We start from the raw sequence: 26,252 nt of genomic DNA on the forward strand, positions 1-26,252 counted from the left end.
GCCCGGCGAAGCCATGGTCGAGATCCGCTCCGTACACAAGAACTTCGGTTCGCTGGAGGTGCTGCGCGGCGTCGACCTGTCGGTGCGGCCCGGCGAGGTCACCGTGATCCTCGGCCCCTCCGGCTCCGGCAAGTCCACGCTCCTGCGCACCATCAACCACCTGGAGAAGGTCGACCAGGGCTGGATCAGCGTCGACGGCACGCTCGTCGGCTACCGCAGGGACGGCAACAAGCTCTACGAACTCCGCGAACGCGAGGTGCTGCGCCAGCGCACCAAGATCGGGTTCGTCTTCCAGAACTTCAACCTCTTCCCTCACCTCACCGTGGTGGAGAACATCATCGAGGCGCCCGTCTCCGCACTGCGCCGGCCCCGCAAGGAGGCCGTCGCGGCGGCGGAGAAGCTGCTCGCCCGGGTCGGCCTCGCCGACAAGGCCTCCGCCTATCCGGCGCAGCTCTCCGGCGGTCAGCAGCAGCGCGTCGCCATCGCCCGCGCTCTGGCGCTGGAGCCGAGGCTGCTCCTCTTCGACGAGCCGACGTCCGCGCTGGACCCGGAGCTCGTCGGTGAAGTCCTGGACGTCATCAAGGGCTTGGCGCACGGCGGCACCACGATGATCGTCGTCACCCATGAGATCGGCTTCGCCCGTGAGGTCGCCGACACCGTCGTCTTCATGGACGAGGGCCGGATCGTCGAACAGGGCCCGCCGTCCGACGTTCTGGACCATCCCACCCAGGAACGCACCCGGGCGTTCCTCTCGAAGGTTCTCTGAACCGCCTTCATGTCCCTTTCATCCGCACCATCCACAAGGAGTACGTACGTGTCCGTCCGCCGCAGCATCACCCTCGCCATCGCCACGCTCACCGCCACCGGACTGCTCACCGCCTGCGGCAACTCGGACGCCTCCACCGACGTGGCCGCGTCCAAGGACAAGAAGGACACCGGGATCAACACCAGTCCCGACCAGGACCGCCTCAGAGGCAAGAAGGTCGACGCCATCGCCGACCTCGTCCCCGAGGAGATCCGCAAGCGCGGCACGCTGAAGGTCGGGGCCAGCGCGGACGCCGTGCCGCCGCTCGGCTTCTACGCCACCGACGACAAGACCCGGATCGGCTCCGAGATCGACATCGCCACCCTGGTCGTCGACACCCTCGGCCTGAAGCCGGAGTTCGAGCAGGTCTCCTGGGAGAACCTCTTCGTCGGCCTGGACAGCTCCAAGTTCGACGCGGTCCTCTCCAACGTCACCGTGACCGAGGAGCGCAAGGAGAAGTACGACTTCGCCACCTACCGGCTCGACAACCTCGCCTTCGAGTCGAAGAAGGGCTCCGGCTGGAAGGTGAACGGTCCGGCCGACGTCGCCGGCAAGACGATCTCGGTCTCCTCCGGCACCAACCAGGAGAAGATCCTCGTCGAGTGGAGCGAGGAGAACGTCAAGGCCGGGCGCAAGCCGGTGGAGATCAAGTACTTCCAGAAGGAGAACGACTACTACCTGCCGCTCCAGTCGGGCCGTATCGACGCCCACCTCGGCCCGAGCCCGTCCGCCGCCTTCCACGTGGCGACGGCCGGCCAGAGCGAGATCGCCGGACAGATCTCCGGCGCCGGCGGTGGCCTCCAGGGCAAGATCGCCGCGACCACCAAGAAGGACAATGACCTGGTCAAGGCGTACGCCGCCGCGATCGACCACATCATCGAGGACGGCTCGTACGGCAAGGTCCTGGAGCGCTGGGGCCTGACCGGCGAGGCCGTGGAGAAGTCCGAGATCAACCCGCCCGGCCTGCCCAAGACCAAGAGCTGACCGCCTCCGGCGTGTCCGGCCCTGATCCGCCGGACACACCTAGGACGCGTTGCCGGTCGGCGCCGTGGACCCGGCCCTGACCGGCAAGGCGCCCGCCAGGCCTCGCGGGAACCGGCACCGTCCGGCCGGTCCCGCGAGGCCCGGCCGGTCTCCCGCTCCGGGTCTCGCACCGCCGATGACCACCAGAGGTCTCCTGCCGGTACGGGCCCGCTGCCCCGGCCCGTACCGGCAGGACACCTTCCGCGCGAGGCCCCCGCCCCACCCGTCGACCCGAGAGGTCCCGCAATGTCCGCCCGTACACCCCTCCACCTGGCCGCCGAGATCGGCGGCCCGCCGCACTACGACGCCGGCCACTACCTCCGCCTCGCCACGCTCGCCGAGGACGGCGCCCTCGACTACGTCACCCTCGGCGACTCCTTCGCCCGACCCGGCCTCGACGCACTCGCCGTCCTCGCCCGCGTCGCGCCCGCCACCGACCGCATCGGCCTCGTCCCGACCGTCACCACCACCCACACCGAGCCCTTCCACGTCTCCTCGGCCGTCGCCTCCCTGGACTGGGTCAGCAACGGGCGGGCCGGCTGGCATGTGGAGGTGTCCACCACCGAGGCGGAGGCCCGGCTCTTCGGCCGCCGCTCCGCCGCCCCGCCCGCCGCGCTCTGGCAGGAGGCCGGAGAGGTGGCCGACGTCTCCGGCCGGCTCTGGGACAGCTGGGAGGACGACGCGGAGATCCGGGACACCGCGACCGGACGCTTCATCGACCGGGACAAGCTGCACTACGTCGACTTCACGGGCGCCACCTTCTCCGTGAAGGGCCCGGCCATCGTGCCGCGCCCGCCGCAGGGCCGTCCCGTCACCGTCATCGACGCCGTCGGCGCACCCTCCGAGGACGCCGCCGCCCGGCACGCGGACGTCGTCCACATCCGCGCCACCACCCCCGAGCAGGCCGCGGCGCTCCGGGACGGGCTGCGTGCCAAGGCGGCCGCCCACGGGCGCGACCCCGACACACTGCGGATCCTCGTCGCGCTCACCGTCGACCTCCAAGACGTCGAGAGCGCTCCCGAACCCGGACTGGAGAGCGGCCCTCAACTCGCCGCGCGCGGCACCTACTTCCGCGGCGGCCCGGTCGACCTCGCCGACCTGGTGGCCCAGTGGCACCGCTCCGGCGCGGCCGACGGCTTCCACCTCACGCCCATCACGCCCGAGCGCGACCTCGAAAGGATCGTCAACGGCACCGTGGCCCTCCTCCAGCACCGCAGCCTCTTCCGCACCTTCCATCCCGGCGGAACCCTGCGCGAACACCTGGGGCTCGCCCGGCCCGCCGGCCGCTACGCGCGCGCCGAAGCCGCGTCGGCGGCCTCGGCCTCGTCGGTCTCGTCGAAGGAGGCCTGACCATGCCTCGCACCATGCATCTGGCCGCGCACTTCCCGGGCGTCAACGCCACCACCGTGTGGGCCGACCCGCGCTCCCGCAGCCAGATCGACTTCTCGTCCTTCGTGCATCTGGCCAGGACGGCGGAGCGCGCCAAGTTCGACTTCTTCTTCCTCGCCGAAGGGCTGCGGCTGCGCGAGCACAACGGCCGCATCCACGACCTCGACGTGGTCGGCCGGCCGGAGTCGCTGACCGTGCTCAACGCGCTGGCCGCCGTCACGGAGCGGCTCGGCCTCGCCGCCACCGTGAACGCCACCTTCAACGAGCCCTACGAGCTGGCCCGCCGCCTCGCCACCCTCGACCACCTCAGCGCGGGCCGTGCCGCCTGGAACGTGGTGACCTCCTCCGACGCCTTCACCGGAGAGAACTTCCGCCGCGGCGGCTACCTGGACCGGACCGACCGATACCACCGGGCCGCCGAGTTCGTCGCCACCGCCCGCGAGCTGTGGGACTCCTGGACGCCGGGCGGCGAGTCGCGGCCCTTCGCGCACGAGGGCGAACAGTTCACGATCTCCGGCGAGTTCACCGTACCCCGCTCTCCGCAGGGCCATCCGGTGGTCATCCAGGCCGGCGACTCCAGCGAGGGCCGCGAGTTCGCCGCCTCCGCCGCCGACATCATCTTCACCCGGCACGGCACGCTGGAGGCGGGCCGCGACTTCTACGCCGACGTCAAGGCCCGGCTCGCCGCGTACGGACGCGAGCCCGACGACCTCAAGATCATGCCCGGCGTCACCGTGGTGATCGGCGACACCGACGCCGAGGCGCAGGAGCGCGCGTACGAGATCCGGCGCCAGCAGGTCTCGCCGCAGAACGCGATCCTCGCCGCCGAGCAGCTCTGGGGCCGCGACCTCTCCGCGTACGATCCCGACGGCCCGCTCCCGGAGGCCGACCCGGTCCTCGACTCGGGCCTGGTCAAGGGCCGGGTCCTGCACGGTGACCCGGTCGGCGTCGTGGCCCGGTGGCGTGCGATCTCCGAGGCCAAGGGGCTCTCCTTGCGCCAGACGGTCATCGAGACGACCACCCGGCAGTCGTTCATCGGCTCGCCGCGGACGGTCGCGGCGGAGCTGACCGCCTTCGTCGACGAGCGGGCGGCCGACGGCTTCATCCTCGTACCGCACCTCACGCCCGGCGGCCTGGACGACTTCGTCGACCGGGTCGTCCCGCTCCTCCAGGAGAGCGGAGCATTCCGCTCCGAATACTCCGGCTCCACGCTGCGGTCGCACCTCGGCCTGGCGGAGCCGGTGTGGAAAGGTTGATCGCATGAGCACGGACGCACAGCAGCACCAGCAGGCCGGAGACCCGGACGCCGCACAGGAGTGGCAGCGGTGGCACGAGGAGCGCGTCCTCGCGGTCGCCGCCCCCTACGGCCCTCTCTCCCTGACCGGAACCCACTGGTTCTCCGACCACCCGGACGGTCGAATTCCGGCCGTCCCGGGCCAGTGGCGCGAGGACGGCGACGAGGTGGTGCTGACCGCCACCGTCGAGGATGGCATCGTTGTCGACGGCACGCCGCTGACCGGCGAGGTCCGCCTCTCCGCCGACCGGGGACCCATCGACGACTCCCGGGTGGCGCAGGGTGACCGGCGGCTGGTGGTGCTCCGCCGCGAAGGACTCTGGGCGGTACGGGATTTCGACCCGGCCTCACCCGCGCGGCACGCCTTCTCGACCATCGACGCGACCCCGTACGACCCGGACTGGTCGCTGCCGGGGACCTTCCGTCCGTACGGCGAGGAGCGGGCCGTACGGGTGCCCAACGCCGACGGGGTCGAGCGCGGTCTCGGGCTCGGCGGAGAGATCGCCTTCACGGTGGCCGGGGACGAGCACACGCTCCAGGTGGCGGTCGAGCCGGACGGGTCGCTGTGGGCCGTCTTCGCCGACGCCACCAGCCAGAACGGCAGCTACCGCTTCCGCTTCCTGCGGCCCGGCGCACCGGCCGAGGACGGCAGTGTGCACGTCGACCTCAACCGCGCGCTGCTGCCGCCGTGCGCCTTCGCCGATCACTTCATCTGCCCCTTCCCGCCCCCGGGCAACACCCTCACCGTTCCGGTCCCGGCGGGGGAGCGGAACCGCCTCGACGCCTGAGCCGCACGGTCCTCCGCATTCCCGTGCGACCCTCCCGGCCTCCGGCAGCCCGAGCGCTGCCGGAGGCCGGGAGGCGTATGGGGCGTGGGTGGCCGAAAGGCATGCTTGCGCCTCCTGGCCGGACGCCTCGATACTCCCGTCAGCGATTGTCAGGGGCACGGCAACTCCGGAATCCGGACAGCCCCCCGACTGCGCCTCACGGGCCCGCCACCCCACAGGAGGGCCCCCGATTCCCCTCGGAGGAACCCGAAGTGAGGATCAAGCGCACCAACCCCCGCCGCACCCACGCGAGACGCGTCCGTACCACGGCCGTCCTCGCCGGACTCGCCGCCGTCGCGGCGTTCACCGTTCCCACCGCCAGTGCCGAACCCACCGGTACGTTCAGCGCCACCCAGCTGTCCTCCGCGAGCGACGCCGTGCTCGGCGCCGACATCGCGGGCACCGCCTGGAACATCGACCCGAAGACCAACCGCCTCCTGGTCACCGTGGACAGCACGGTCACGCAGGCGGAGATCGCGCAGATCAAGAAGGCCGCCGGCGCCAACGCCCCGGCCCTCACGATCGAGCGCACGCCCGGCACGTTCAACAAGCTGATCTCCGGCGGCGACGCGATCTACTCCAACACCGGACGCTGCTCGCTGGGCTTCAACGTCCGCAGCGGCTCCACCTACTACTTCCTGACCGCCGGACACTGCACCAACGGTACGGGCACCTGGTACGCCAACTCCGCCCGCACCACCGTGCTCGGCAACGCCTCAGGCTCCAGCTTCCCGAACAACGACTACGGCATCGTGCGCTACACGAACACCACCATCCCCAAGGACGGCACGGTCGGCGGCCAGGACATCACCAGCGCCGCCAACGCCACCGTCGGGATGGCCGTCACCCGCCGCGGCTCCACCACCGGCACCCGCAGCGGATCGGTCACCGGCCTCAACGCCACGGTCAACTACGGCGGCGGCGACGTCGTGTACGGCATGATCCGCACCAACGTCTGCGCCGAGCCCGGCGACTCCGGCGGCCCGCTCTACTCCGGCACCCGCGCGATCGGTCTCACCTCCGGCGGCAGCGGCAACTGCTCCTCCGGCGGTACGACCTTCTTCCAGCCGGTCGTCGAGGCCCTGAACGCGTACGGCGTCAGCGTCTACTGACCGGCCCACCCAACCGGCGCACCAGGTCCCCCTGCCGACGTACCGGTCACGCCCGGCGCTGTCCGTACATACGAGCCCCCGTCCGGAATTCCGGACGGGGGCTCCCGCGCGCCCCCTGGCTCTTGAGAGGATGGCGCCACGACCGGTCGCACGGGCAGCGCCGACACCAGGGGGTTCCAGCCTTCGTGAATCGCATCGGAATCACCGGTCACCGCTCCATCCCCGCCGGCGCCCGGGCCCATGTGCTCGCCGGTCTGCGGGCCGCGCTGTGCGGCCTCGACGGCGCCACCGAGGCACTCTCCAGCCTGGCGGTCGGCGCGGACCAGCTCTTCGCCGACCTCGCTCTCGACTGCGGCGCCAAGCTGACGGTGGTCATCCCCAGCGGCGACTACGAGGCCTGCTTCGAGTCCACCGCCGACCTGGACCGCTACCGCCTCCTCAAGTCCCGCGCCGCGCAGGAGGTCCGGCTCGACTTCCCGCACTCCACCGACGAGGCGTACTACGCGGCCGGCGCCTACATCGCCGATCACTGCGACCTGCTGCTCGCCGTCTGGGACGGCCGCCCGGCCCGCGGCCTCGGCGGCACCGGCGACATCGTCGACTACGCCCGTACGCTGGGCCGCCCGGTCACCGTCATCTGGCGGGACGGCGTGGAGCGCGCCTGACAGCCGCTCAGGTGCGGTGCCGCACCAGCCAGTCCGTGTGCTCCGGCGAGACGATCCGCTCGGTCTCGAAGACCGCCACCGGCCACTGCCGCTCGGTGAGCGTGGTCTCCATCGCCGCCTGCATCGACTCCAGGTCGTCCTCCACCAAGGAGTGCGCGGAGATCAGCGGATGGTGGCGGCGCAGCTCGTTCCAGGCGAGACAGGCCGCGCCCGCCGCCGAGAGCACCCCGGTCAGCCCGAGCGAGCGCCCCACGCCGAAGGTCTGCGCCACGCTCAGCGCCAGCGCCGGCAGCGTCAGCGCCACGATCGCGCCGGACCAGACGAGCGCGCCGCGCCGGGAGACCAGCCGCCGTCTGCGGTACCACCGCCGCTGCTCGATCAGCCGGTCCCGTACATACGTCTCCTTGCGTACGGTGAAGGCCTTGTCCCGTAACTCCCGCATGGATTCCGTGATGACCGCGCCGTCCGCGTCCGCCATCTCCTCGCGCGGATCGGCCCAGCCCACCTTCCGCAGCTCCTGGAGCCCTTCCTCCAGCCGGTTGGCGAAGAGCGCTTCGGGGTGGTGGGTCGAGCTCTCGAAAGGCGAGCCGTGGACCGCGTATCGCCAGCAGAGGGACTTGATGAACTCCGCTGCGGAGCGGTTGAGTTGCCAGTGCGACTTTGCTTTGCGCCGGGAGCCGAGATAGGTCGTGAACAGGACACCCAGATACGCCAACACCGCCGCTCCGTAGAGAAGTTGGACGGCGAGACCGTCGTCGGCGTGCCACGGCAGCGCCGCGGGCACCGAGCCCGCCACGAGCAGGGCCAGCTGGACGCGCGTGGTGTTCACGGCCTCGCGCTGCCGGGACACGGCGACGGCGTCCGTACGGTGGAAGAGTGCGGGCAGGTCGGCGTTCCTGAAGACCATGCTCTGAAGAGGTCCGGGAATCGCCGTCATGTTCACTCCCGTATCCCATGTAGTCGGGGCTCCGTTGTCGGAATGAAAGATTCCGAACCATTTGGAGCAGTCCCGTATGTCACTCGGCTTACGAGGGTGCGACACGAGTTGCGCACCTAGGTCATGAGAGTAAAGTCGTGCCGCCAGGCACTGCAATGGTGCACCTGCCGGCGTTGTCCCCCTGACCGGAACGAGCCCCCCTAGGACGGCCGTGAAGACCTACGAACCATCCCCTCTCTTCGCTGTTGCGAAGAAGAGCCGTGTGCCGCTCGCCAAGATCGACATTTCCGGTGGCTCCGCCGCTCGGAAACTTGCGCGAGTGATCCCCACGGCCGACGGCCGCACCTCCCGGATTTCCACCTTCAACTCGGCTCTCTAGCGCTTCCGCACCGCCGGACAGCCTCGCGCACCGTCGGATTTCGGTACGGAACACTCGACTAGACTGAGGGAATGACAGGACCCGCGGTCCCGTTCCGCGAAATCGTTCTGAAGGTTCACAGCAGATGCGATCTGGCCTGTGACCATTGTTATGTCTACGAACATGCTGATCAGAGCTGGCGAACCCGCCCCAAGGCAATCTCTGACCATGTCGTTTCCCGGACGGCTCAACGCCTGGCCGAACACGCCAGGACCCACGCCCTGCCCTCCGTGACAGTGATCCTGCACGGAGGGGAGCCCTTGCTCGCCGGACCGGCCCGACTGCGCCGCGTCTGCGAGGAGTTCACCTCGGCCCTCACGGACATCGCCGCGCTGGATCTGCGGATCCACACCAACGGCCTCCAGCTGAGCCCCCGTTACCTCGACCTCTTCGACGAGTTCGACGTCAAGGTGGGCATCTCGCTCGACGGCGACCGCGCCGCCAACGACCGCCACCGCCGCTACGCCGACGGACGCAGCAGCCACCCGCTGGTCCTCAAGGCCGTGGAACTGCTCCGGCAGGAGCGCTACCGCCACCTCGACCTCGGCCTCCTCTGCACGGTCGACATCGCCAACGATCCGGTCGCGGTCCTCGACGCGCTCACCGGACTCGAACCGCCGCTCATCGACTTCCTCCTCCCGCACGCCACCTGGGACGAGCCCCCGCCGCGCCCGGACGGATCTCCCACCGCGTACGCCGAGTGGCTCCTCACCGTCTTCGACCGCTGGCAGGAACAGGGCCGGCCGGTGCCGGTCCGCCTCTTCTCCTCGGTGCTCTCCACCCTGAGCGGCGGCCCCAGCCTCACCGAGTCCCTCGGCCTCGCGCCCACGGACCTGGTCGTCGTCGAGACCGACGGCCAGCTGGAGCAGGTGGACTCCCTCAAGAGCGCCTACGAAGGTGCCGCGGCCACCGGGTTCGACGTCTTCACCCACAGCTTCGACGAGGTCGCGGCGCACCCCGGCGTCCGGGCCCGCCAGCTCGGCCTGGCCGGGGTCAGCGAGACCTGCCGCCGCTGCCCCGTCGTACGCTCGTGCGGCGGCGGCCTCTACACCCACCGCTACCGCCCGGCGAACGGCTTCGACAACCCGTCCGTCTACTGCGCCGACCTGGCCGCGCTGATCCGTGGCATCGAGGACCGCACGGCCGCCGCCACCGAGTCGCCCGCCGTCCGCGACCCGTACGAACTGCTCGCCGCGCAGCAGGATCTGACCCGCACCCTGCTCGCCGTCCTCCACGACGGTCTCGGCGGCAGCGGCGGGGAGGCCTGGGAGTCGGCGTGGGCGCTCGCCGTCGAGCTGGAGGCGGACCCGGCCGGGCAGGAGGGCCTGGACCTGGTCCTCGCCCACCCTTACACCCGCACCTGGCTGCTCGACGCGCTGGAGGCGGTACGGGCCGGCCGGCCGGTGCACGGCCCTCCGGCGGAGCGGCTCGCCGCCACGGTGGCCGCCGCGGCCGTGCGCGCCGGTCTCGACCTGGCCGTCCCGGTGGTCCACCGCGACGGCCGCCTCTTCCTGCCGACGCTCGGTGAGGTCCGGGTCGGCGGGACGGAGGAGACGGGCACGGCGGTGGTGCGGGCCGAGGGCGAGGGGTTCGCCGTCCGTGCCGAAGGTGGCGCGGTGCTGCACATCGCGCGCGGAGCCGGGGAGGGCCCGCACTGGTCGCCGGTGCGCCGTCTCGCGGCGGCCGGACCCGTACGCGTACACGTACTGGACGATCTCGATCCGTACCGCACCTGCTTCGACACGCCCGCCGCCGACCGGCTCTCCCCGCAGGCCGCCGACGCCTGGTCCGCCTCGCTCGCCGAGGTCTGGCAGCTGCTGGCGGAGGCCGTCCCGGAGCAGGCGGCCGAGGCGGCGGCCGTCCTCACCACGTTCACGCCGCTCGCCGAAGGCGCGCCGGTCCAGGCCGGGCGCCACGGGTACGGAGCGGTCGGCATCGCGGCCGGCGGTGATGCCGACGCTCTGGCGCTCGCGCTGCTGCGCGGGTTCCGGCGGGCGAAACTGCGGGCGCTGGCCGAGGTCGCGGACCTGTACGCCTCGGACGGTTCCTGGGATCATCGGATGCCCTGGCAGGAGGAGTGGGAAGAACCCGTTCCGTTCTCCCGGCTGCTGTCGGAAACGTACGAACGGATCGGGCTCGGTCTCTTCGCACCTCAGTTCCTCGCCGGCGTCCCGCAAGCGCTCGACCTGATCGAAGAGGCGGCCGAAACGACCGTCGACGGAAAACAATTGCTCGCCGCGATGCGCAAAGAGATCAACGGTACACACGGGACATCCGTGAGGAACGGTTGCAAGACCGATACGGAGTCTGCCGCAGTGCGGCGAACACGGGAACGGTTGACTGAAAAGTAGCGTTCAATGACCGAACGGCAGGGGGGTGGAGCGGAGTCCGCTCCGGAATGATGAATTCGCTCGCATTCCTTTCCTACTCCTCGGGTGCGAGTGCTCACACAGGACGGGGGTCGTGTGCACGCATCGACGCAGCAGCGAGCGGCGGACCATCGGCCGTACTTCTTTCTGAGTTACGCCCACACGCCGGGCCACGGCAGCGGAACGGACCCCGATATGTGGGTCGAGCGCCTTTTCCGTGATCTCTGCGGCCATGTGCTGGCCATGACGGATCTGCCCGCCGGCGCGTCCCCCGGCTTCATGGACCGCGAGATACGCTCCGGCGAGGGCTGGTCGGAGCGGCTCGGCGAAGTGCTCGCCACCTGCCGGGTCTTCGTCCCGCTGTTCTCGCCGCGCTACTTCGCCAGCGAGATGTGCGGCAAGGAGTGGCACGCCTTCGAGCAGCGGGCCATCCACCACCGGGCCCGCCGCAACCAGCCCGCCGAAGCGATCGTCCCGGCCCTGTGGGTACCGGTGCCGCCGAGCCAACTGCCTGGATCTGCCGAGCGGTTACAGTTCAACCACCGCGACTTCGGCGACCGGTACGTCACCGACGGCCTCTACGGCCTCATCAAGCTCAGACTCTTCGCCCAGGAGTACGAACGGGCCGTCTACGAACTGGCCAAGCGCATCGTCCGGGTCGCCGACACCGTCCGCATCGACACCGGCAGACCCGTCGACTACCGCCTCGCGCCCAGCGCCTTCGGCTCCCCGAGCAGCGGGGTCGGCGCTCCTCGGCCGATGCGGATCACCATCGCCGCACCCACCCGCCACGACCTGCCCGACGGGCGCATCGGCGACTACTACGGCGACCATCCGCAGGACTGGAACCCCTACCACCCGGCAGCGGCCCGACCGCTGGCCTATGTCGCCGAGGAACTGGTGCGCTCGCTCAACTACCAGGCGCAGATCACCTCGTTCGACGAGGAGTCGGGCCGGCCCGAGGGAAAGTCGCCGCCCACCACTCCCGAGATCCTTCTCGTCGACCGCTGGGCGCTCCAGGACGAGGACCGCTGCCGCAGGCTCGCCGCCTTCGACGCGGAGGACCGGCCCTGGGTGACCATGGTCGTGCCGTGGAGCCGTGAGGACCACCAGAGCCGGGCCGCGGAGGCCGAACTCACCGAGAAGCTCGAAGCGACCATGCCGGCCAAGATGCGCCACGGACGGGCCTTCTGCCGCGCCGCGGCCCGCGGCGTGCCGACGATGGAGGCGTTCGGCCAGATCCTGCCGCAGGTCGTCGAGGTCGCCGCCCAGCAGTACCTGAAGCACGCGAAGGCCTATCCGCCGGTCACCGGCGGAGGCCACGGCGAACGGACCCGGCTCACGGGCCCCATGGGCAACACCAGCTACACACCCGACCCGCACGACCCTGCGACGGAAGCGGAGGACCTATGAGTGCCGGTCGTGACGGGCGCATCGTCACTTTCTACTCGTACAAGGGCGGCACCGGGCGCACGATGGCCCTGGCCAACACCGCCTGGATCCTCGCCGCCAACGGCAAGCGGGTGCTGGCCGTCGACTGGGACCTGGAGGCGCCCGGACTCCACCGGTTCTTCCACCCCTTCCTCGACCCCGCCACCCTCGGCGCCACCACCGGTGTGATCGACCTGATCACCGAGTACGCCTGGGCCGCGACCAGCCCCGCCCAGCGCGCCGAGGACTGGCACCGCGACTACGCCCGCATCCAGCCGCACGCCGTCTCGCTGACCCCGGAGGCGCTCGGCTGGGAGTTCCCGCAGGGCGGCACGCTGGACTTCGTCTCCGCCGGACGGCAGAACCGCGAGTACAGCGCCACCGTCTCCACCTTCGACTGGGACAACTTCTACGACCGGCTCGGTGGCGGCCACTTCTTCGACGCGCTGCGCGAGGACATGAAGGCCAACTACGACTACGTCCTCATCGACAGCCGGACCGGCCTCAGCGACATCGCCGACATCTGCACCGTCCACCTCCCGGACGCCCTCGTCGACTGCTTCACCCTCAGCGACCAGTCCATCGACGGCGCCGCCTCCGTCGCCCGCCAGATCGCCGAGCGCTACACCGGCCGCCCCATCGCCATCTTCCCGGTCCCGATGCGCATCGACGAGGGCGAGAAGGAGAAGGCGGACGCCGGACGGGCGCTGGCCCGGCTCAAGTTCGACCGGCTGCCGCGCGACCTGTCCGGCGACGAACTCACCGCCTACTGGGGCGCGGTGGAGATCCCGTACCGTCCGTACTACGCGTACGAGGAGACGCTGGCCACCTTCGGCGACGAGGCCGGGCTCACCAACTCCCTCCTCTCCGCCTTCGAACGGCTCACCGCCGTCATCACCGACCGCGAGATCACCTCGATGCCGCCGGTCGGCGAAGAGGTACGCCTGCGGATCCGCGACGCCTTCACCCGCCGCCGCCCCGCCCTGCCCGCCGACCTCTTCCTCAGCTATGTGGCGGAGAACCGGATGTGGGCCGACTGGATCGAATCGGTCCTCACCCGGGCCGGCTTCCGGGTCCTCCCGCGCGACGTCTCCGCCGAACCGGTCGCGCCGCGTCCGGCGCCGACCGCCGAGAACGCCGCCCGCACGGTGGTGGTGCTCTCCAGCGCCTACCTCAAGTCGCAGCGCGCGGTCGACCTCTGGGAGCGGGCCGTCGCCGAGGACCCGGGCGGCGGCCGGCGCCAGCTGCTGCCGCTGCGCGTCGGGGACGTACGGCTCTCCGCTCCGTACATCGACCGCAACCCGGTCGACCTCTTCCGGCTGGACGAGGTGCACGCCACCGCCGCCCTGATGCGCGCCCTGGACCGTCCGGTGCAGCCGGCCGACGGCGTCTCACCCGGACCGCGCTTCCCCGGCACCGTCCCCAGGATCTGGAACGTACCGCCCCGCAACCCCGGCTTCACCGGCCGCTCCCTCGTCCTGGAGCGGATGCGCGACCAGCTCGGCGGCGGGATGGCCGTGGTCCTGCCGCAGCCGCAGGCGCTGTACGGACTCGGCGGCGTCGGCAAGACGCAGGTCGCGCTGGAGTACGTGCACCGCTTCATGGCCGACTACGACCTGGTCTGGTGGATATCGTCCGAGCAGGGCGACGACGTGGTCGCCTCGCTGGCCGAACTCGCCGTCCGGCTCGGCGCGCAGGGCGGCGAGGACATGGCGGCCGCCTCGCAGGAGGCCGTCGACCTGCTGCGGCGCGGAGTGCCGTCGGAGCGCTGGCTGCTGGTCTTCGACAACGCCGACGACCCCGAGACGCTGCGCCGCTACTTCCCGCAAGGCGGCTCCGGCCACATCCTGGTCACCTCCCGCAACCAGAGCTGGTCCCAGCACGGGGACGCGCTGCCCGTCGACGTCTTCCTGCGGGAGGAGTCGGTCGAGCACCTCCAGCGCCGGGCCCCGGGACTGAGCGACGAGGACGCCGACCAGGTGGCCATCGCCGTCGGTGACCTGCCGCTCGCCGTCGAGCAGGCGGCGGCCTGGATCGCGGAGACCGCCACGCCCATCGACACCTATCTCGAACAGCTCGCCAGCCAGGCGCCGCAGGTGCTCGCCCTCAACCAGCCCGCCGGCTATCCGGAACCGGTCGCCGCGACCTGGAACATCTCCATCGCCCGGCTCAAGGACCGCTCGCCCGCAGCGGTCCGCCTCCTCCAGCTCTGCGCCTTCTTCGCTCCCGAGCCGATCTCCGCCAACCTCCTCTACAGCAAGGAGATGATCGAGGCGCTGAAGCCGTACGACTCCTCGCTCCAGGAGAAGCTGGTGCTCGGCCGGGTCATCCGCGAGATCGGCCGGTTCGCGCTCGCCAAGGTCGACCAGGTCTCCAACTCCATCCAGGTCCACCGCCTCGTCCAGGCCGTGATCAAGGCCCAGCTCAACGAGGAGGAGCAGCGCGAGGCGCGCCATGTCGTCCACCGCATCCTGGCCGGCGCCCGGCCCGACGACGACGAGCCGATCGACAACCCGGAGACCTGGCCGCGCTTCGCCGCGATCTGGCCGCACCTCGGCCCCTCCGACGCCCGCAACTGCAAGGAGCCGGAGACCCGCAGGCTCCTGATCGACCGGGTCCGCTACCTGTGGAAGCGCGGTGACATCAGGACCGCGGGGTCGCTCGGGGAGGAGCTGCGGCAGGTCTGGCAGGAGACGCTGGGCGAGCGGGACCTGCAGTACCTCTACCTCTGCTTCCACCTCTCCAACATCCTGCGCACGCGCGGGCGTTACGTGGAGGCCAAGGAGCTCGACGAGTTCACGCTGCTCCGGCAGCGGGAGGTGCTCGGCGCCGAGCACCCGCACACGTACATGACCACCAGCAGCCTGGCGATCGACCTGGGACTGCTCGGCGACTACGGGCGGGCGATCGAGCTGGCCACCGAGGCCCACGAGGGCTTCAGCCAGATCTTCCACGACGCGCACCCCAGGACCCTGGCGGCCGCCAACAACCTGGCGCTGAACCTGCGGAGCATCGGCCAGTACGCGCGGGCCCGCGAGATCGACCAGGACGTCTACGACCGGCGCACCGAGGTGCTCGGCGCGAAGCACCCGTACTCCCTCTCCTCCGCCATGAACCTGGCCCGCGACCTGCGCGAGGTCGGCCGGTACGAGGACTCCGTCGGCCTCCTCAGCCGCACCTACGAGAGCTTCAAGGAGTCGCTCGGCCGCACCTATCCGACGACGCTGAGCGCGGCCAAGAGCCTGGCGGTGTCGCTGCGGCGGGCCGGCCGGTTCGAGGACGCGCACCGGCTGACGGTCGCCACCCGCGCCCGGTACCGGGCCAAGTACACCTCCGCCAACCCCGACTCGCTGGCCTGCGACCTCAACCTGGCGGCGGACCTGTTCGCCGCCGGTGACGCGGTCCAGGCCCGGGACACCGCGCAGGAGGTGGTGGACCAATACATGAAGGTGCCGGGGGAGAAGCACCCGTACACGCTGGCCGCCCAGAACAACCTGGGCGTCTACCTCTCGGGGACCGGTGAGGCGGAGCGTTCGGAGCAGATCCTGAAGCTCGTGGTGGCCTCGATGCGGGAGCGGTTCGGCCGGGAGCACCCGAACACGCTCTTCTGCGTCATGAACCTGGCCAACGCCACGGCGGACCGCGGCGACCTTCCGCTGGTGCTGGAGACGGAGCAGCGGCTGGCGACGCAGCTGACGGTGGCGCTCGGAGCCCACCATCCGGAGACGCTGGCGATGATCTCCAACATGGCGGTCACGCTGGACGCGCTGGGGCGCGAGGAGGAGGCGGCGCAGGTGCGGGGCGAGCTGCTGGGTGAGCTGTCCCGGCAGCTCGGCGACGAGCACCCGCTGACCCAGATCGCCCGGGACGAGCGCCGCTTCCGGCGGGAGCTGGAGCCGCTGGCGGTGTGAGGCCGGTCCTTTCGGCAGCGCGTCCGGTCAGCCCGTCGCCGTGGCGGTCAGCGGCTCGCCCGGGTCCTCCCGTTCGTCCAGCAGCCAGTTGAGGACGCGCGGGAGGACGGAGAGCGCGTCGAAGTGCGCCGCCGCCGGTTCCAGTACGGCGGTGGCGCCCGGGATCCGGCCGGCCAGCCAGCGCGAGTGGCCCACCGGCGAGAACACGTCCTTCACGCCGTGCCAGAGCAGCACCCGGCCGGTGATGTGGGCCGGCTCGAACCCCCAGGGGCTGCAGAACGCGATCGCGTCGTCGATCCAGCCGTACGCCGAAGTCCGCAGCCCTTCGCTGTAGTTGCGCAGCAGCATGGACCGGATCCCGGCGTCGTTGACCACCATCCGGTCGGAGTCGGTCAGCTCCCGGCGCAGATCGTCCAGGAGCCGCACCGGGTCCTGCCGGATCTGCGCCGAGCGGATGATGAAGGACTCCGCGAGGGAGTCCGGATCGGCGGCGGCTGTGGAGTACGCGAGCACGTTGGACGCGGCCATCCCGTCGAACCAGTCGAGACCGGCCGCACCCCACGGCGCCAGCGTGACCAGAGCGGCGGTACGGGTCACCCGCTCGGGCAGCAGCGCCGCACAGGCCAGCGCGTGCGGGGCCCCGCCGGAACGGCCCACGACGGCGAACCGCTCCAGCCCCAGCGAGTCGGCGATCGCCCGGACGTCCTCGACGACATCGCTGACCCGGCGGCCCTCCTGCCGGTCGCTGCCGCCGTATCCCGGCCGGTCGTACGTGATCAGTTGCGTACGGCGCTGATAGAGGACCATGCCGCGAGGAGCGGGCCCGAGCCGGCTGCCCGGCGTCCCGTGGAGCAGGAACACCGGTCTGCCCCGGGGGTCGCCCAGCCGCTCCACCATCAGATGCCGCCCGTCCGCCGCGCGCACCCGATCGCGCACCCGCGCCTCCTCAGCTCGGTTCCTCCGGCGTCCGCCGGCTTTTCGATGATGACCCATCAGGACAACAACCGGCACTCCTCGTCGACGTCCGGTCGGCCCGCTGTAGGGGCGGAAACCGGACAGGACTAGTCCTCACCCAGGGGCTGCCACCGGTTGCACCGGGTGTTCGCGAACGGAACCGACATGGCATGACCCGGGGTAAGTGAACATGACCCGGGGTAAGTGAACATGGCGCGGGTGAAGCGTCGGTGTCGTGTGCACGTCTGGAAGTCGGCCTTGTGCGCTACCGGGCCCCTCGGAATAGTGGGCGCCCCATCCTCCGTGTACGAGCACCCCACTTGCTCCGTGCACGGCCCCACAGGAGGTCGAAGTTGAAGCATCGACGCATATCCAGGAAGCGTGCGACGGTGGCCGGGTCGGCCGTCGTCGCCCTGGTCGTAGCGGGTTTCACGTTCCAGACTGCGAACGCCAGCGATGAGGTACCGCAGTTCACGGTCAAGACGCTCAGCGCGGACGCGGCCGGAAAGCTGTCCACCACGCTCGACCGGGACCTGGGCGCGGACGCGGCCGGCTCGTACTACGACGCGAAGACGAAGGCCCTCGTCGTGAACGTCGTCGACGAGAGCGCCGCCGAGCAGGTCCGCCAGGCGGGCGGCAAGGCCCGAGTCGTGGAGAACTCCCTCGCCGAGCTGAGGTCGGCCCGGCAGACCCTCACCGACAAGGCGACGATCCCGGGCACCTCCTGGGCCGTCGACCCGGTGACCAACAAGGTCCTCGTCACCGCCGACAGCACGGTCGACGGCGCGGCCTGGCAGAAGCTCTCGGCCGTGGTCGAGGGTCTCGGCGGCAAGGCCGAACTGAACAAGGCGGCGGGCGAGTTCAAGCCGCTGATCGCGGGCGGCGACGCGATCTGGGGCTCCGGCTCCCGCTGCTCGCTCGGCTTCAACGTGGTCAAGGACGGCGAGCCGTACTTCCTGACCGCCGGCCACTGCACCGAGTCGGTCACCAGCTGGTCGGACACCCAGGGCGGCTCGGAGATCGGGACGAACGAGGGTTCCAGCTTCCCGGAGAACGACTACGGCCTGGTCAAGTACACCTCGGACATCGCGCACCCGAGCGAGGTCAACCTCTACAACGGCTCCACCCAGGCGATCAGCCAGGCGGGCGACGCGACGGTCGGCCAGCAGGTCACCCGCAGCGGGTCCACCACCCAGCTGCACGACGGTGAGGTCACCGCGCTGGACGCCACGGTCAACTACGGCAACGGCGACATCGTCAACGGCCTCATCCAGACGACGGTCTGCGCCGAACCGGGCGACAGCGGCGGCGCGCTCTTCGCGGGCGACACCGCGCTCGGCCTGACCTCGGGCGGCAGCGGCGACTGCTCCTCGGGCGGTACGACGTTCTTCCAGCCGGTCCCTGAGGCGCTCGCCGCCTACGGGGCCGGGATCGGCTGACGTGACACGGCATCAAGGAGAGGCCCCTGGCGCGAGCCGGGGGCCTCTCCCGTGCCTGGGCTCAGGCGGCCAGGCCGGTGGAGTCCGCCTTGGCCGGCGCGATGCCGAAGGCGCGTACGGCCTGGTAGTAGGTCCAGGCGGTGCTGTTGCAGGAGGTCCGCTTCGCGCCGGAGTAGGCGGCGCACACGCGCTTGAGGTCCTCGTAGAAGGCGGAGTCGATACGGGCCTTGTTGGCGGAGAACGTACCGGCGGCCTTGTAGTTCCGGTAGCCGAAGTCGTGGCGGGCGCAGGCGGTCTGGAAGGGGAAGCCGAAGGGGTTGTCGGGGGAGCTGCTGCAGTAGTCCGTGGACCAGTCGAAGCCGTACGCGGACCAGGCGCCCTGGTTGTTACGGGCGGCGTTCCAGGCGTTGTGGCTGGAGGCGCTCGTCTGGGTCCAGGAGCTGAGCACCTGGGGCTTGTCGGCGGGGGCGGCGGAGGAGGGGGCGGCACTGAGCAGGGTGAGCGGGAGCGACAGGGCGACGGCGGCGAGCGGAGCGGTGAATCGACGACGCATGAGCGGTCTCCGTGGGGGTGGGAAGGAGTGGTCCTGGCCGTGCTCCTCGTCGGGTGAACGAGGCCGCTCCAGAATGTCGCCATGCACCTGTCATGCATAGCCGTTGAACCGACCTGACATCAGGAATTGGGCGGAACGTCGGACGGGGCCGCCGGGATGGCGGCCCCGTGAACGGACGGCGGAGCTTTCAGACCGCCGTCGACCCACCGGACGGCGACGGTGACGACGCCGCCTCCACACTCCCGTCATCGCGCCCGTCCCGCCGCCGCATCGACAGCAGCAGGGTCAGCGCCGTGCCCACGACCGCCCACGCGGAGAGCACCAGCAACGGCCCGGTGACCGCGTTGCCCCGGAAGTAGGCGATCGAGCGGGCCACCCAGGTGCCCGCGCCCGGTGGCAGGGCCGGGCCGATCGCGCGCCAGAAGTCCGGGAGCATCGGCAGCGGGAAGGCGCCGCCCGCGCTCGGGTTGCCCGCGATGACGATGATCAGGACGGCCAGGCCGATGCCGACGATGCCGGTGAGGGCCTCCAGCGCGAGCGTGATCATGCCCACCGAGAAGACGACCAGGGCGCCGAGGCCGGCCAGACCCCAGACGCTGCCCGGCAAAGCGCCGAGGATCGGACCGATGATGATCGCGCCGCCGATGCCGCCGGCGATCGCGTACACCGCCATCACCGCGGTCCGGATCAGCGCGCGCTGCCGGTTGGCGGGCTTGGTGCCGGCGCTGATCGCCAGGATCGACGCGCAGAGGTAGCCGCCGACGCACCAGCCGACCACCAGGTAGAAGGACGAGAGCCCGTCGAAGTCGTCGGCGGAGGCCGGCGCCACGTCCACGGTCCGTACGGTCCGCTGCTGGCCCGCCTCGACCTGGGTGAGGATCCGCTCCAGAGCGCTGGACAGCACGGTCCCGCCGCCGGAGGCGACCAGCAGGGTGTCGGTGCGGCCCTGGGGCGAGACGATCAGGGCGCCGTCGATCTCCCGGTCCATGATCTGCTCACGTGCCTCGGCCTCGCTGCTCACCGCCCGTGGGTCCAGCGGCCCGCCGGGCAGCCCGTCGAGCTGGGTGATGAGCTGCTGGGACACCTGCGGCGGGGCCGCCACTCCGAAGGCCACATCCGTCGGCTTCGGCTTGTGCAGCGCGCCGACGTAGGACGCGATGAACAGCAGCTGCAACCCGAGTACGCCGATGACGAGCAGGGCGGCCCGCGGAGTGACGGCGTTCTTCACCTCATCGACGAAAGTCATGCCCCCACCGTCCGGGCGGGACGGCGTTCGCGCAGGCGGGACGGGGCCGAATGGCTCAGAGGCGGACGGGGGCGGCGCGGTGCTCCGCGCACCGGATATCGTACGAATGTTCGAAGCTGGTCTATGGTGGAGAGCAGGGGGTGGTGAGTGACAGAACGGTCCGAGCGGTTCAGGAGGTGCGCATGTCCGGTTTCACGCATCTCCATACCGTCTCGGGGTTCTCCCTGCGGTACGGGGCCTCGCACCCCGAGCGGCTCGCCGAGCGGGCCGCCGAGCGAGGGATGGGCGCTCTCGCGCTGACCGACCGCGACACCCTCGCGGGAGCGGTCCGGTTCGCCAAGGCGTGCCGGGCGGGAGACCGCGAGGTGCGGCCGGTCTTCGGGGTGGACCTCGCGGTGGCCTCGTACGGCTCGTACGGCTCGTACGGGGAGGGGACCGGCCGGCGCGCTGTGCGCCCGCGCACTCCCGCGCGAGGTGGTGCCTTTGTCGATGAATCCGCGCCTCGCGTCACCTTCCTGGCCCGGGACGGCGCACGCGGCTGGGCCGAGCTGTGCCGGCTCGTCACCGCCGCCCATGCGCGGGGTGCCGTCGATCCGCTCGACGGGTCCGGGCCGCTCGACGTCACCGGACCGCCCCTGGTCGGCCGGGAAGCGCTGCCCGCCGACGGGCTGACCGTGCTGCTCGGGCCCGCCTCCGAGGTGGGCCGGGCGCTCGCCGCGGGCCGGCCCGACCGGGCCGCCGCACTGCTCGCGCCCTGGCGGGAGATGTACGGCGACGACCTGCGCCTCGAAGCCGTCGACCACGGCCGCCCGGGCGCCGGGGCCGGATCGCTGCGGCTGGCCGCCCGTACGCTCGGCTTCGCCGCCGACCAAGGCGTACGGGCCGTGCTGACCAACGCCGTCCGGTACGCCGACCCGGGCCAGGGCCCCATCGCCGACGTGCTCGACTCCGCCCGCCGGCTCGTCCCCGTCGACCCGCGCCGCTCGCCCCTGGACAGCGGTGAGCGCTGGCTCAAGGACGAGGACGCGATGCGGGAGGCCGCCGAGCGGATCGCCTCGGCCGCCGGTCTCGGCCGGGGCGCCGCCGCCCGGCTGCTGGCGGAGACCCGGGACACCGCCGACGCCTGCCGCGTCGACCCCGCCGCCGACATCGGGATGGGCGGCATCCACTTCCCCGAGTCGCACCTGGTCGGCGCCGGCCGCCGTACCGCGCACCGGGTGCTCACCTCCCGGGCCGCCGCCGGAATGGTGCGGCTCGGCCACGACCGCGACCGCGCGTACTGGGACCGGATGCATGAGGAACTGGACATCATCGCGCACCGCGGCTTCGCCTCGTATTTCCTGACGGTGGCTCAGGTCGTGGACGACGTACGGGAGATGGGCATCCGGGTCACCGCGCGCGGCTCCGGTGCGGGCTCGCTGGTCAACCACCTCCTCGGCATCGCCCACGCCGACCCGGTGGAGCACGGACTGCTCATGGAGCGCTTCCTGTCCAAGCGCCGCTTCGTCCTGCCCGACATCGACATCGACGTCGAATCGGCCCGCCGGCTCGACGTCTACCGCCGGATCATCGAACGCTTCGGACCCGAACGCGTCGCCACCGTCGCCATGCCCGAGACCTACCGGGTGCGCCACGCCATCCGGGACGTCGGCGCCGCGCTCTCCATGGACCCGGCCGAGACCGACCGGCTCGCCAAGGCGTTCCCGCACATCCGGGCCCGCGACGCGCGCGCCGCGATGGAGGAGCTGCCCGAGCTGAAGGAGGTCGCGCGGAACCAGGACCGGTACGGCAGGCTCTGGGAGCTGGTGGAGGGGCTGGACGCGCTGCCGCGCGGGATCGCCATGCACCCGTGCGGGGTGCTGCTCTCGGACGCCGGGCTGCTGCACCGTACGCCGACCATGCCCACCAGCGGCGAGGGCTTCCCGATGTCCCAGTTCGACAAGGAGGACGTGGAGGACCTCGGGCTGCTCAAACTCGATGTGCTCGGCGTACGGATGCAGTCGGCGATGGCGCACGCCGTCGCCGAGGTGAAACGCGCCTCGGGCGCGGAGGTGGACCTGGACGCCGTACCGCCGGGCGACCCGGAGACGTACCGGCTGATCCGCACCGCCGAGACGCTGGGCTGCTTCCAGATCGAGTCGCCGGGCCAGCGCGACCTGGTCGGCAGGCTCCAGCCCGCCACCTTCCACGACCTGGTCGTCGACATCTCGCTGTTCCGGCCCGGGCCGGTCGCCGCCGACATGGTGCGGCCGTTCATCGAGGCCCGGCACGGCCGCGCGCCGGTCCGCTATCCCCACCGCGACCTGGAAGAACCGCTGCGCGGCACCTACGGCGTGGTCGTCTTCCACGAGCAGATCATCGAGATCGTCAACATCATGACCGGCTGCGGCCGCGACGAGGCCGACCGGGTGCGGCGAGGGCTCTCCCATTCCGAGTCGCAGGGCCGGATCAGGGTCTGGTTCGCGCGGCACGCGGCGGCCCGTGGGTACGGCGTCGAGGTGATCGCCCGCACCTGGAAGATCATCGAGGCATTCGGCAGCTACGGCTTCTGCAAGGCGCACGCCGTCGCGTTCGCCGTACCGACGTACCAGTCGGCCTGGCTCAAGGCGCACCATCCGGCCGCCTTCTACGCCGGTCTGCTCACACACGATCCCGGGATGTACCCGAAGCGGCTGCTGCTCGCGGACGCCCGGCGGCGCGGCGTGCCGGTGCTGCCGCTGGACGTGAACCGGTCGGCCGTCACTCATCGAATCGAACTGGTGTCTGATGAGGAGGGGAGTGAGGAGGCCTGGGGACTGCGGCTCGCGCTCTCCGATGTCCACGGCATCAGCGAGGCCGAGGCCGCGCGGATCGAGGAGGGGCAGCCGTACACCTCGTTGCTGGACTTCTGGCAGCGGGCCCGACCGGGCCGCCCGGTCGCCGAACGGCTCGCGCAGGTCGGTGCGTTGGACGCCTTCGGCGCCAACCGCCGCGACCTGCTGCTGCACCTCTCCGAGCTCCACCGCGCCCACCGGAGCTCCGGTTCCGGCGGCTCGGGCGCTCAGCTCCCGCTCGGCGACGGACACCGTACGGGCTCCGTCGGGCTGCCCGACCTCAACGAGGCGGAGCGGCTGAGCGCCGAGCTCGGGGTGCTGAGCATGGACGTCTCCCGCCATCTGATGGGAGATCACCAGGCCTTCCTGGAGGAGCTGGGCGTGGTCTCCGCCAAGCGGCTGCGCGAGGCCCGGCACGGTGAGACCGTGCTGGTCGCCGGGGCCAAGGTGGCCACCCAGACGCCACCGATCCGCTCCGGCCGCCGGGTCATCTTCACCACTCTGGATGACGGTAGCGGCCTGGCCGACCTGGCGTTCTTCGAGGACAGTCACGCCGCCTGCGCGCACACCGTCTTCCACTCCTGGCTGCTGCTGGTACGCGGAGTGGTGCAGCGGCGCGGCGCGCGCAGCCTGAGCGTAGTGGGCGCGGCCGCCTGGAACCTCGCCGAACTGGCCGAACTGCGCCGCACCGGAGGGCTCGACGCGGTGGCGGCCCGGCTGGCGGAGGAGGCACCGGAGGTGGACGGCGAGGAGGCGGAGCCCGGGACCGGACGTCGTATACGGATGGAGACCGGTTACGAGATGAACCCCTGGGCCGACCTCCAGCCGTCCGGCGAAGGGACGCCCACGGGACGGAAGTTGTGGCACCAGTCGCAGGGGAGCGCGGGATGACGGAGGATCCGGGAGGAGTTCTGAGGGAGTGCGTGGTGGCGGAGGATCCGGCAGGCGTCCTCTACCTGCGGTTCCGCAGGACCGCCGGCGGACCGCCCGACAGCGCCGGCTACACCGGCCTGCTCGCTCTGCTCGGCGCCTTCACCCCGCTCGTCGAGGCCGCACCGCCCGACGGGGCGCTCGCCGATGTGGGCGGCGCGCTGCGCTACTTCGGCCGGGACGCGCAGGGCCTGGCCTCGGTGATCCGGGTCCGGGCGCTCGCTCTGCACGGCGTGGACTGCGCGATCGGGGCAGCGGCCAACCCCATGGTGGCCAGGATGGCCGCCCGGCGGGCCGCGCCCGGCACCACCTTCGTGGTCGACCGGGGCGAGGAGGCGGCCTTCCTCGCGCCGCTCCCGGCCGCCGCCCTGGACGGTGTCGGGACCGCCACGGCGCGCACCTTGTGCGGTTACGGGCTCGACTCCGTCGGCCGGATCGCCGCCGCGCCTCTGGCCACGCTCCAGCGCATCACCGGCGTACGGACCGGGCGCGAGCTGTGGGAGCGGGCGCGCGGCATCGACCGTACCCGGGTCGTCCCGAACGCCGCCGCTCGCTCGCTCGCCGCCGAACGCTCCTTCCCGCGCGACGAGTTGTCTCCCGAGCAGCACCGCCGCGCCCTTCTCTCGCTCACCGAGGAGCTGGGGGCGCGGCTGCGGGGCGAGGGGCAGGTGTGCCGGTCGCTGGCGGTCTCGGTGCGGTACGCGGACCGGACCGGCTACGCCACGCTGACCCGGAGCCGGACGCTGGGAGAGCCGACCGCGCACTCGGCGGCGCTCACCGCGCTCGCCTACCGGATCCACGCGTCCTTCGGGCTCCAGCGGGCCCGGGTGCGGGGGATCGCGCTGCGCGCGGAGGGGCTGGCCGACGCGGACCGCGCCTCCCGTCAGCTCACCTTCGATCCGGCGGACGAGCGGTCGCGCCGGATCGAGGAGGTGGCGGACCGGCTGCGGGAGAGGTTCGGACCGGGTGCGGTGAAGCCGGCGGGACTCGCGGCCTGAACGGCGGAGTTGACGTCCGAGGGTGTCCGGCTCCGCTCCGCCGGGCACCCTCTGCTCGGCCTATGGCGAGTCCGCGCCACTTTTTACCGACGCGTAACTTCCCACCGAACCTTACTCATGCGTAATTTGGCATGAGCACATAAAGCTTGTGGTCCGGGCCACAGGGCGCACCGCCATCGCACCCCCCTTGAGCCGCAAGGAGACCACACGATGCTGCCCTGGTTCCGTGCTGCGCGCGTCCCCCGCACGCGCAGCGTCTTCGCCGCCCTCCTCCTGGCCGTCACCCTGCTCGTCGCCCCCACGGCGACCGCGACCGCGGCCACCTCCTCCGCCGCGGCGGCCACCTCCCGTGGCTGGAACGACTACTCCTGCAAGCCCTCCGCCGCTCATCCCCGTCCCGTCGTCCTGGTCCACGGAACCTTCGGGAACTCGATCGACAACTGGCTGGTCCTCGCCCCTTACCTGGTCAACCGGGGCTACTGCGTCTTCTCCCTCGACTACGGCCAGCTCCCCGGCGTGCCGCTCTTCCACGGCCTCGGCCCCATCGACAAGTCCGCCGAACAGCTCGACGTGTTCGTCGACAAGGTGCTCGCCTCCACCGGAGCGCCGAAGGCCGACCTCGTCGGCCACTCCCAGGGCGGCATGATGCCGAACTACTACCTGAAGTTCCTGGGCGGCGCCCCCAAGGTCAACGCCCTCATCGGCCTCGCTCCGGACAACCACGGCACCACGCTGCTCGGCCTCACCAAGCTGCTGCCGTACTTTCCCGGCGTCGAGAAGTTCATCAGCGACAAGACCCCCGGCCTCGCCGACCAGGTCGCCGGATCCCCTTTCATCACCAAGCTCACGGCGGGCGGCGACACCGTACCCGGCGTCCGCTACACCGTCATCGCCACCAAGTACGACCAGGTGGTGACCCCGTACCGCACGCAGTACCTGGACGGACCGAACGTACGCAACGTCCTGCTCCAGGACCTGTGCCCGCTGGACCTGTCCGAGCACGTGGCGATCGGGACCATCGACCGGATCGCCTTCCACGAGGTGGCGAACGCCCTTGACCCGGCGCGCGCGACCCCGACGACCTGCTCCAGCGTGATCGGCTGACGTACAACGTAAAGAGCACGACGTATGAAGCACG

At 71.3% G+C, this 26,252-nt stretch carries 19 protein-coding genes; 15 read left to right on the plus strand and 4 right to left on the minus strand.

The genetic code is table 11. The annotated features are described in order from the left end of the window. Positions 1-13 precede the first annotated feature (13 nt). The 7 genes from ABZ267_RS22890 to ABZ267_RS22920 all read left to right on the plus strand — a co-directional run bounded on the left by ABZ267_RS22890 (position 14) and on the right by ABZ267_RS22920 (position 7,115). On the plus strand, positions 14-766 hold the full coding sequence (locus tag ABZ267_RS22890; RefSeq protein ID WP_356754748.1) for an amino acid ABC transporter ATP-binding protein: 753 nt from the start codon (positions 14-16) through the stop codon (positions 764-766). Between the two features lie 48 nt (positions 767-814). After that, a complete protein-coding gene (locus ABZ267_RS22895) occupies positions 815-1,789 on the plus strand; it encodes an ABC transporter substrate-binding protein (RefSeq protein WP_356754640.1) in 975 nt (324 codons plus the stop codon). Between the two features lie 285 nt (positions 1,790-2,074). Next, a complete protein-coding gene (locus ABZ267_RS22900) occupies positions 2,075-3,178 on the plus strand; it encodes an LLM class flavin-dependent oxidoreductase (RefSeq protein ID WP_356754642.1) in 1,104 nt (367 codons plus the stop codon). Between the two features lie 2 nt (positions 3,179-3,180). Then, positions 3,181-4,473: an NtaA/DmoA family FMN-dependent monooxygenase gene (locus ABZ267_RS22905; RefSeq protein ID WP_356754644.1), complete on the plus strand. Its 1,293-nt coding sequence runs from the start codon at positions 3,181-3,183 to the stop codon at positions 4,471-4,473. 4 nt (positions 4,474-4,477) lie between these two features. After that, positions 4,478-5,299, plus strand: a complete 822-nt coding sequence (locus ABZ267_RS22910) for a DUF1684 domain-containing protein (protein ID WP_356754645.1) — start codon at positions 4,478-4,480, stop codon at positions 5,297-5,299. 251 nt (positions 5,300-5,550) lie between these two features. After that, positions 5,551-6,450: a S1 family peptidase gene (locus tag ABZ267_RS22915; RefSeq protein ID WP_356754647.1), complete on the plus strand. Its 900-nt coding sequence runs from the start codon at positions 5,551-5,553 to the stop codon at positions 6,448-6,450. A 185-nt stretch (positions 6,451-6,635) separates the two neighbouring features. Beyond that, positions 6,636-7,115: a hypothetical protein gene (locus tag ABZ267_RS22920; RefSeq protein WP_356754649.1), complete on the plus strand. Its 480-nt coding sequence runs from the start codon at positions 6,636-6,638 to the stop codon at positions 7,113-7,115. Between the two features lie 7 nt (positions 7,116-7,122). Here the strand turns inward: ABZ267_RS22920 and ABZ267_RS22925 are convergent, their stop codons facing one another. Continuing rightward, positions 7,123-8,052 (minus strand): DUF4231 domain-containing protein, encoded by a 930-nt coding sequence (locus tag ABZ267_RS22925; protein WP_356754651.1) that lies wholly within the window; start codon positions 8,050-8,052, stop codon positions 7,123-7,125. A 262-nt stretch (positions 8,053-8,314) separates the two neighbouring features. Here ABZ267_RS22925 and ABZ267_RS22930 point away from each other — a divergent pair, with 262 nt between their 5' ends. From ABZ267_RS22930 to fxsT, 4 genes are all read left to right on the plus strand, one after another. Next, a complete protein-coding gene (locus tag ABZ267_RS22930) occupies positions 8,315-8,431 on the plus strand; it encodes an FXSXX-COOH protein (protein WP_356754749.1) in 117 nt (38 codons plus the stop codon). A 71-nt stretch (positions 8,432-8,502) separates the two neighbouring features. Continuing rightward, on the plus strand, positions 8,503-10,821 hold the full coding sequence (fxsB, locus tag ABZ267_RS22935) for a radical SAM/SPASM protein FxsB, inactivated metallohydrolase extension form (RefSeq protein WP_356754653.1): 2,319 nt from the start codon (positions 8,503-8,505) through the stop codon (positions 10,819-10,821). A gap of 114 nt (positions 10,822-10,935) precedes the next feature. Beyond that, positions 10,936-12,252 (plus strand): FxsC protein, encoded by a 1,317-nt coding sequence (fsxC, locus tag ABZ267_RS22940; protein WP_356754655.1) that lies wholly within the window; start codon positions 10,936-10,938, stop codon positions 12,250-12,252. After that, complete coding sequence (gene fxsT, locus ABZ267_RS22945; RefSeq protein ID WP_356754657.1) at positions 12,249-16,181, plus strand: FxSxx-COOH system tetratricopeptide repeat protein; 3,933 nt, start codon at positions 12,249-12,251, stop codon at positions 16,179-16,181. Before fsxC ends, fxsT begins: the two co-directional genes overlap by 4 nt. A gap of 27 nt (positions 16,182-16,208) precedes the next feature. On the opposite strand, the gene ABZ267_RS22950 is transcribed toward fxsT, so the two are convergent. Then, a complete protein-coding gene (locus ABZ267_RS22950) occupies positions 16,209-17,117 on the minus strand; it encodes an alpha/beta hydrolase (RefSeq protein ID WP_356754659.1) in 909 nt (302 codons plus the stop codon). A 371-nt stretch (positions 17,118-17,488) separates the two neighbouring features. On the opposite strand from ABZ267_RS22950, the gene ABZ267_RS22955 reads away from it, so the two are divergent. Then, positions 17,489-18,574 (plus strand): S1 family peptidase, encoded by a 1,086-nt coding sequence (locus ABZ267_RS22955; RefSeq protein ID WP_356754661.1) that lies wholly within the window; start codon positions 17,489-17,491, stop codon positions 18,572-18,574. A 61-nt stretch (positions 18,575-18,635) separates the two neighbouring features. On the opposite strand, the gene ABZ267_RS22960 is transcribed toward ABZ267_RS22955, so the two are convergent. Next, positions 18,636-19,127, minus strand: coding sequence for a phospholipase (locus ABZ267_RS22960; protein WP_356754662.1), 492 nt, complete (start codon positions 19,125-19,127; stop codon positions 18,636-18,638). Positions 19,128-19,314: 187 nt separating this feature from the next. Next, a complete protein-coding gene (locus ABZ267_RS22965) occupies positions 19,315-20,373 on the minus strand; it encodes a DUF3533 domain-containing protein (RefSeq protein ID WP_356754664.1) in 1,059 nt (352 codons plus the stop codon). 182 nt (positions 20,374-20,555) lie between these two features. Here ABZ267_RS22965 and dnaE point away from each other — a divergent pair, with 182 nt between their 5' ends. From dnaE to ABZ267_RS22980, 3 genes are all read left to right on the plus strand, one after another. Then, complete coding sequence (dnaE, locus tag ABZ267_RS22970; RefSeq protein ID WP_356754666.1) at positions 20,556-24,077, plus strand: DNA polymerase III subunit alpha; 3,522 nt, start codon at positions 20,556-20,558, stop codon at positions 24,075-24,077. Then, entirely contained in the window at positions 24,074-25,114 is a 1,041-nt protein-coding gene (locus tag ABZ267_RS22975) for a hypothetical protein (RefSeq protein ID WP_356754668.1), read from the plus strand. Before dnaE ends, ABZ267_RS22975 begins: the two co-directional genes overlap by 4 nt. Positions 25,115-25,324: 210 nt before the next feature. Beyond that, the gene (locus ABZ267_RS22980; RefSeq protein WP_356364139.1) at positions 25,325-26,218 is read left to right on the plus strand and encodes an alpha/beta fold hydrolase; all 894 of its coding nucleotides are present in this window, start codon (positions 25,325-25,327) and stop codon (positions 26,216-26,218) included. Positions 26,219-26,252 lie beyond the last annotated feature (34 nt).

It is taken from the genome of Streptomyces sp. NPDC006174 (genome assembly GCF_040614075.1).
GTDB lineage: Bacteria > Actinomycetota > Actinomycetes > Streptomycetales > Streptomycetaceae > Streptomyces.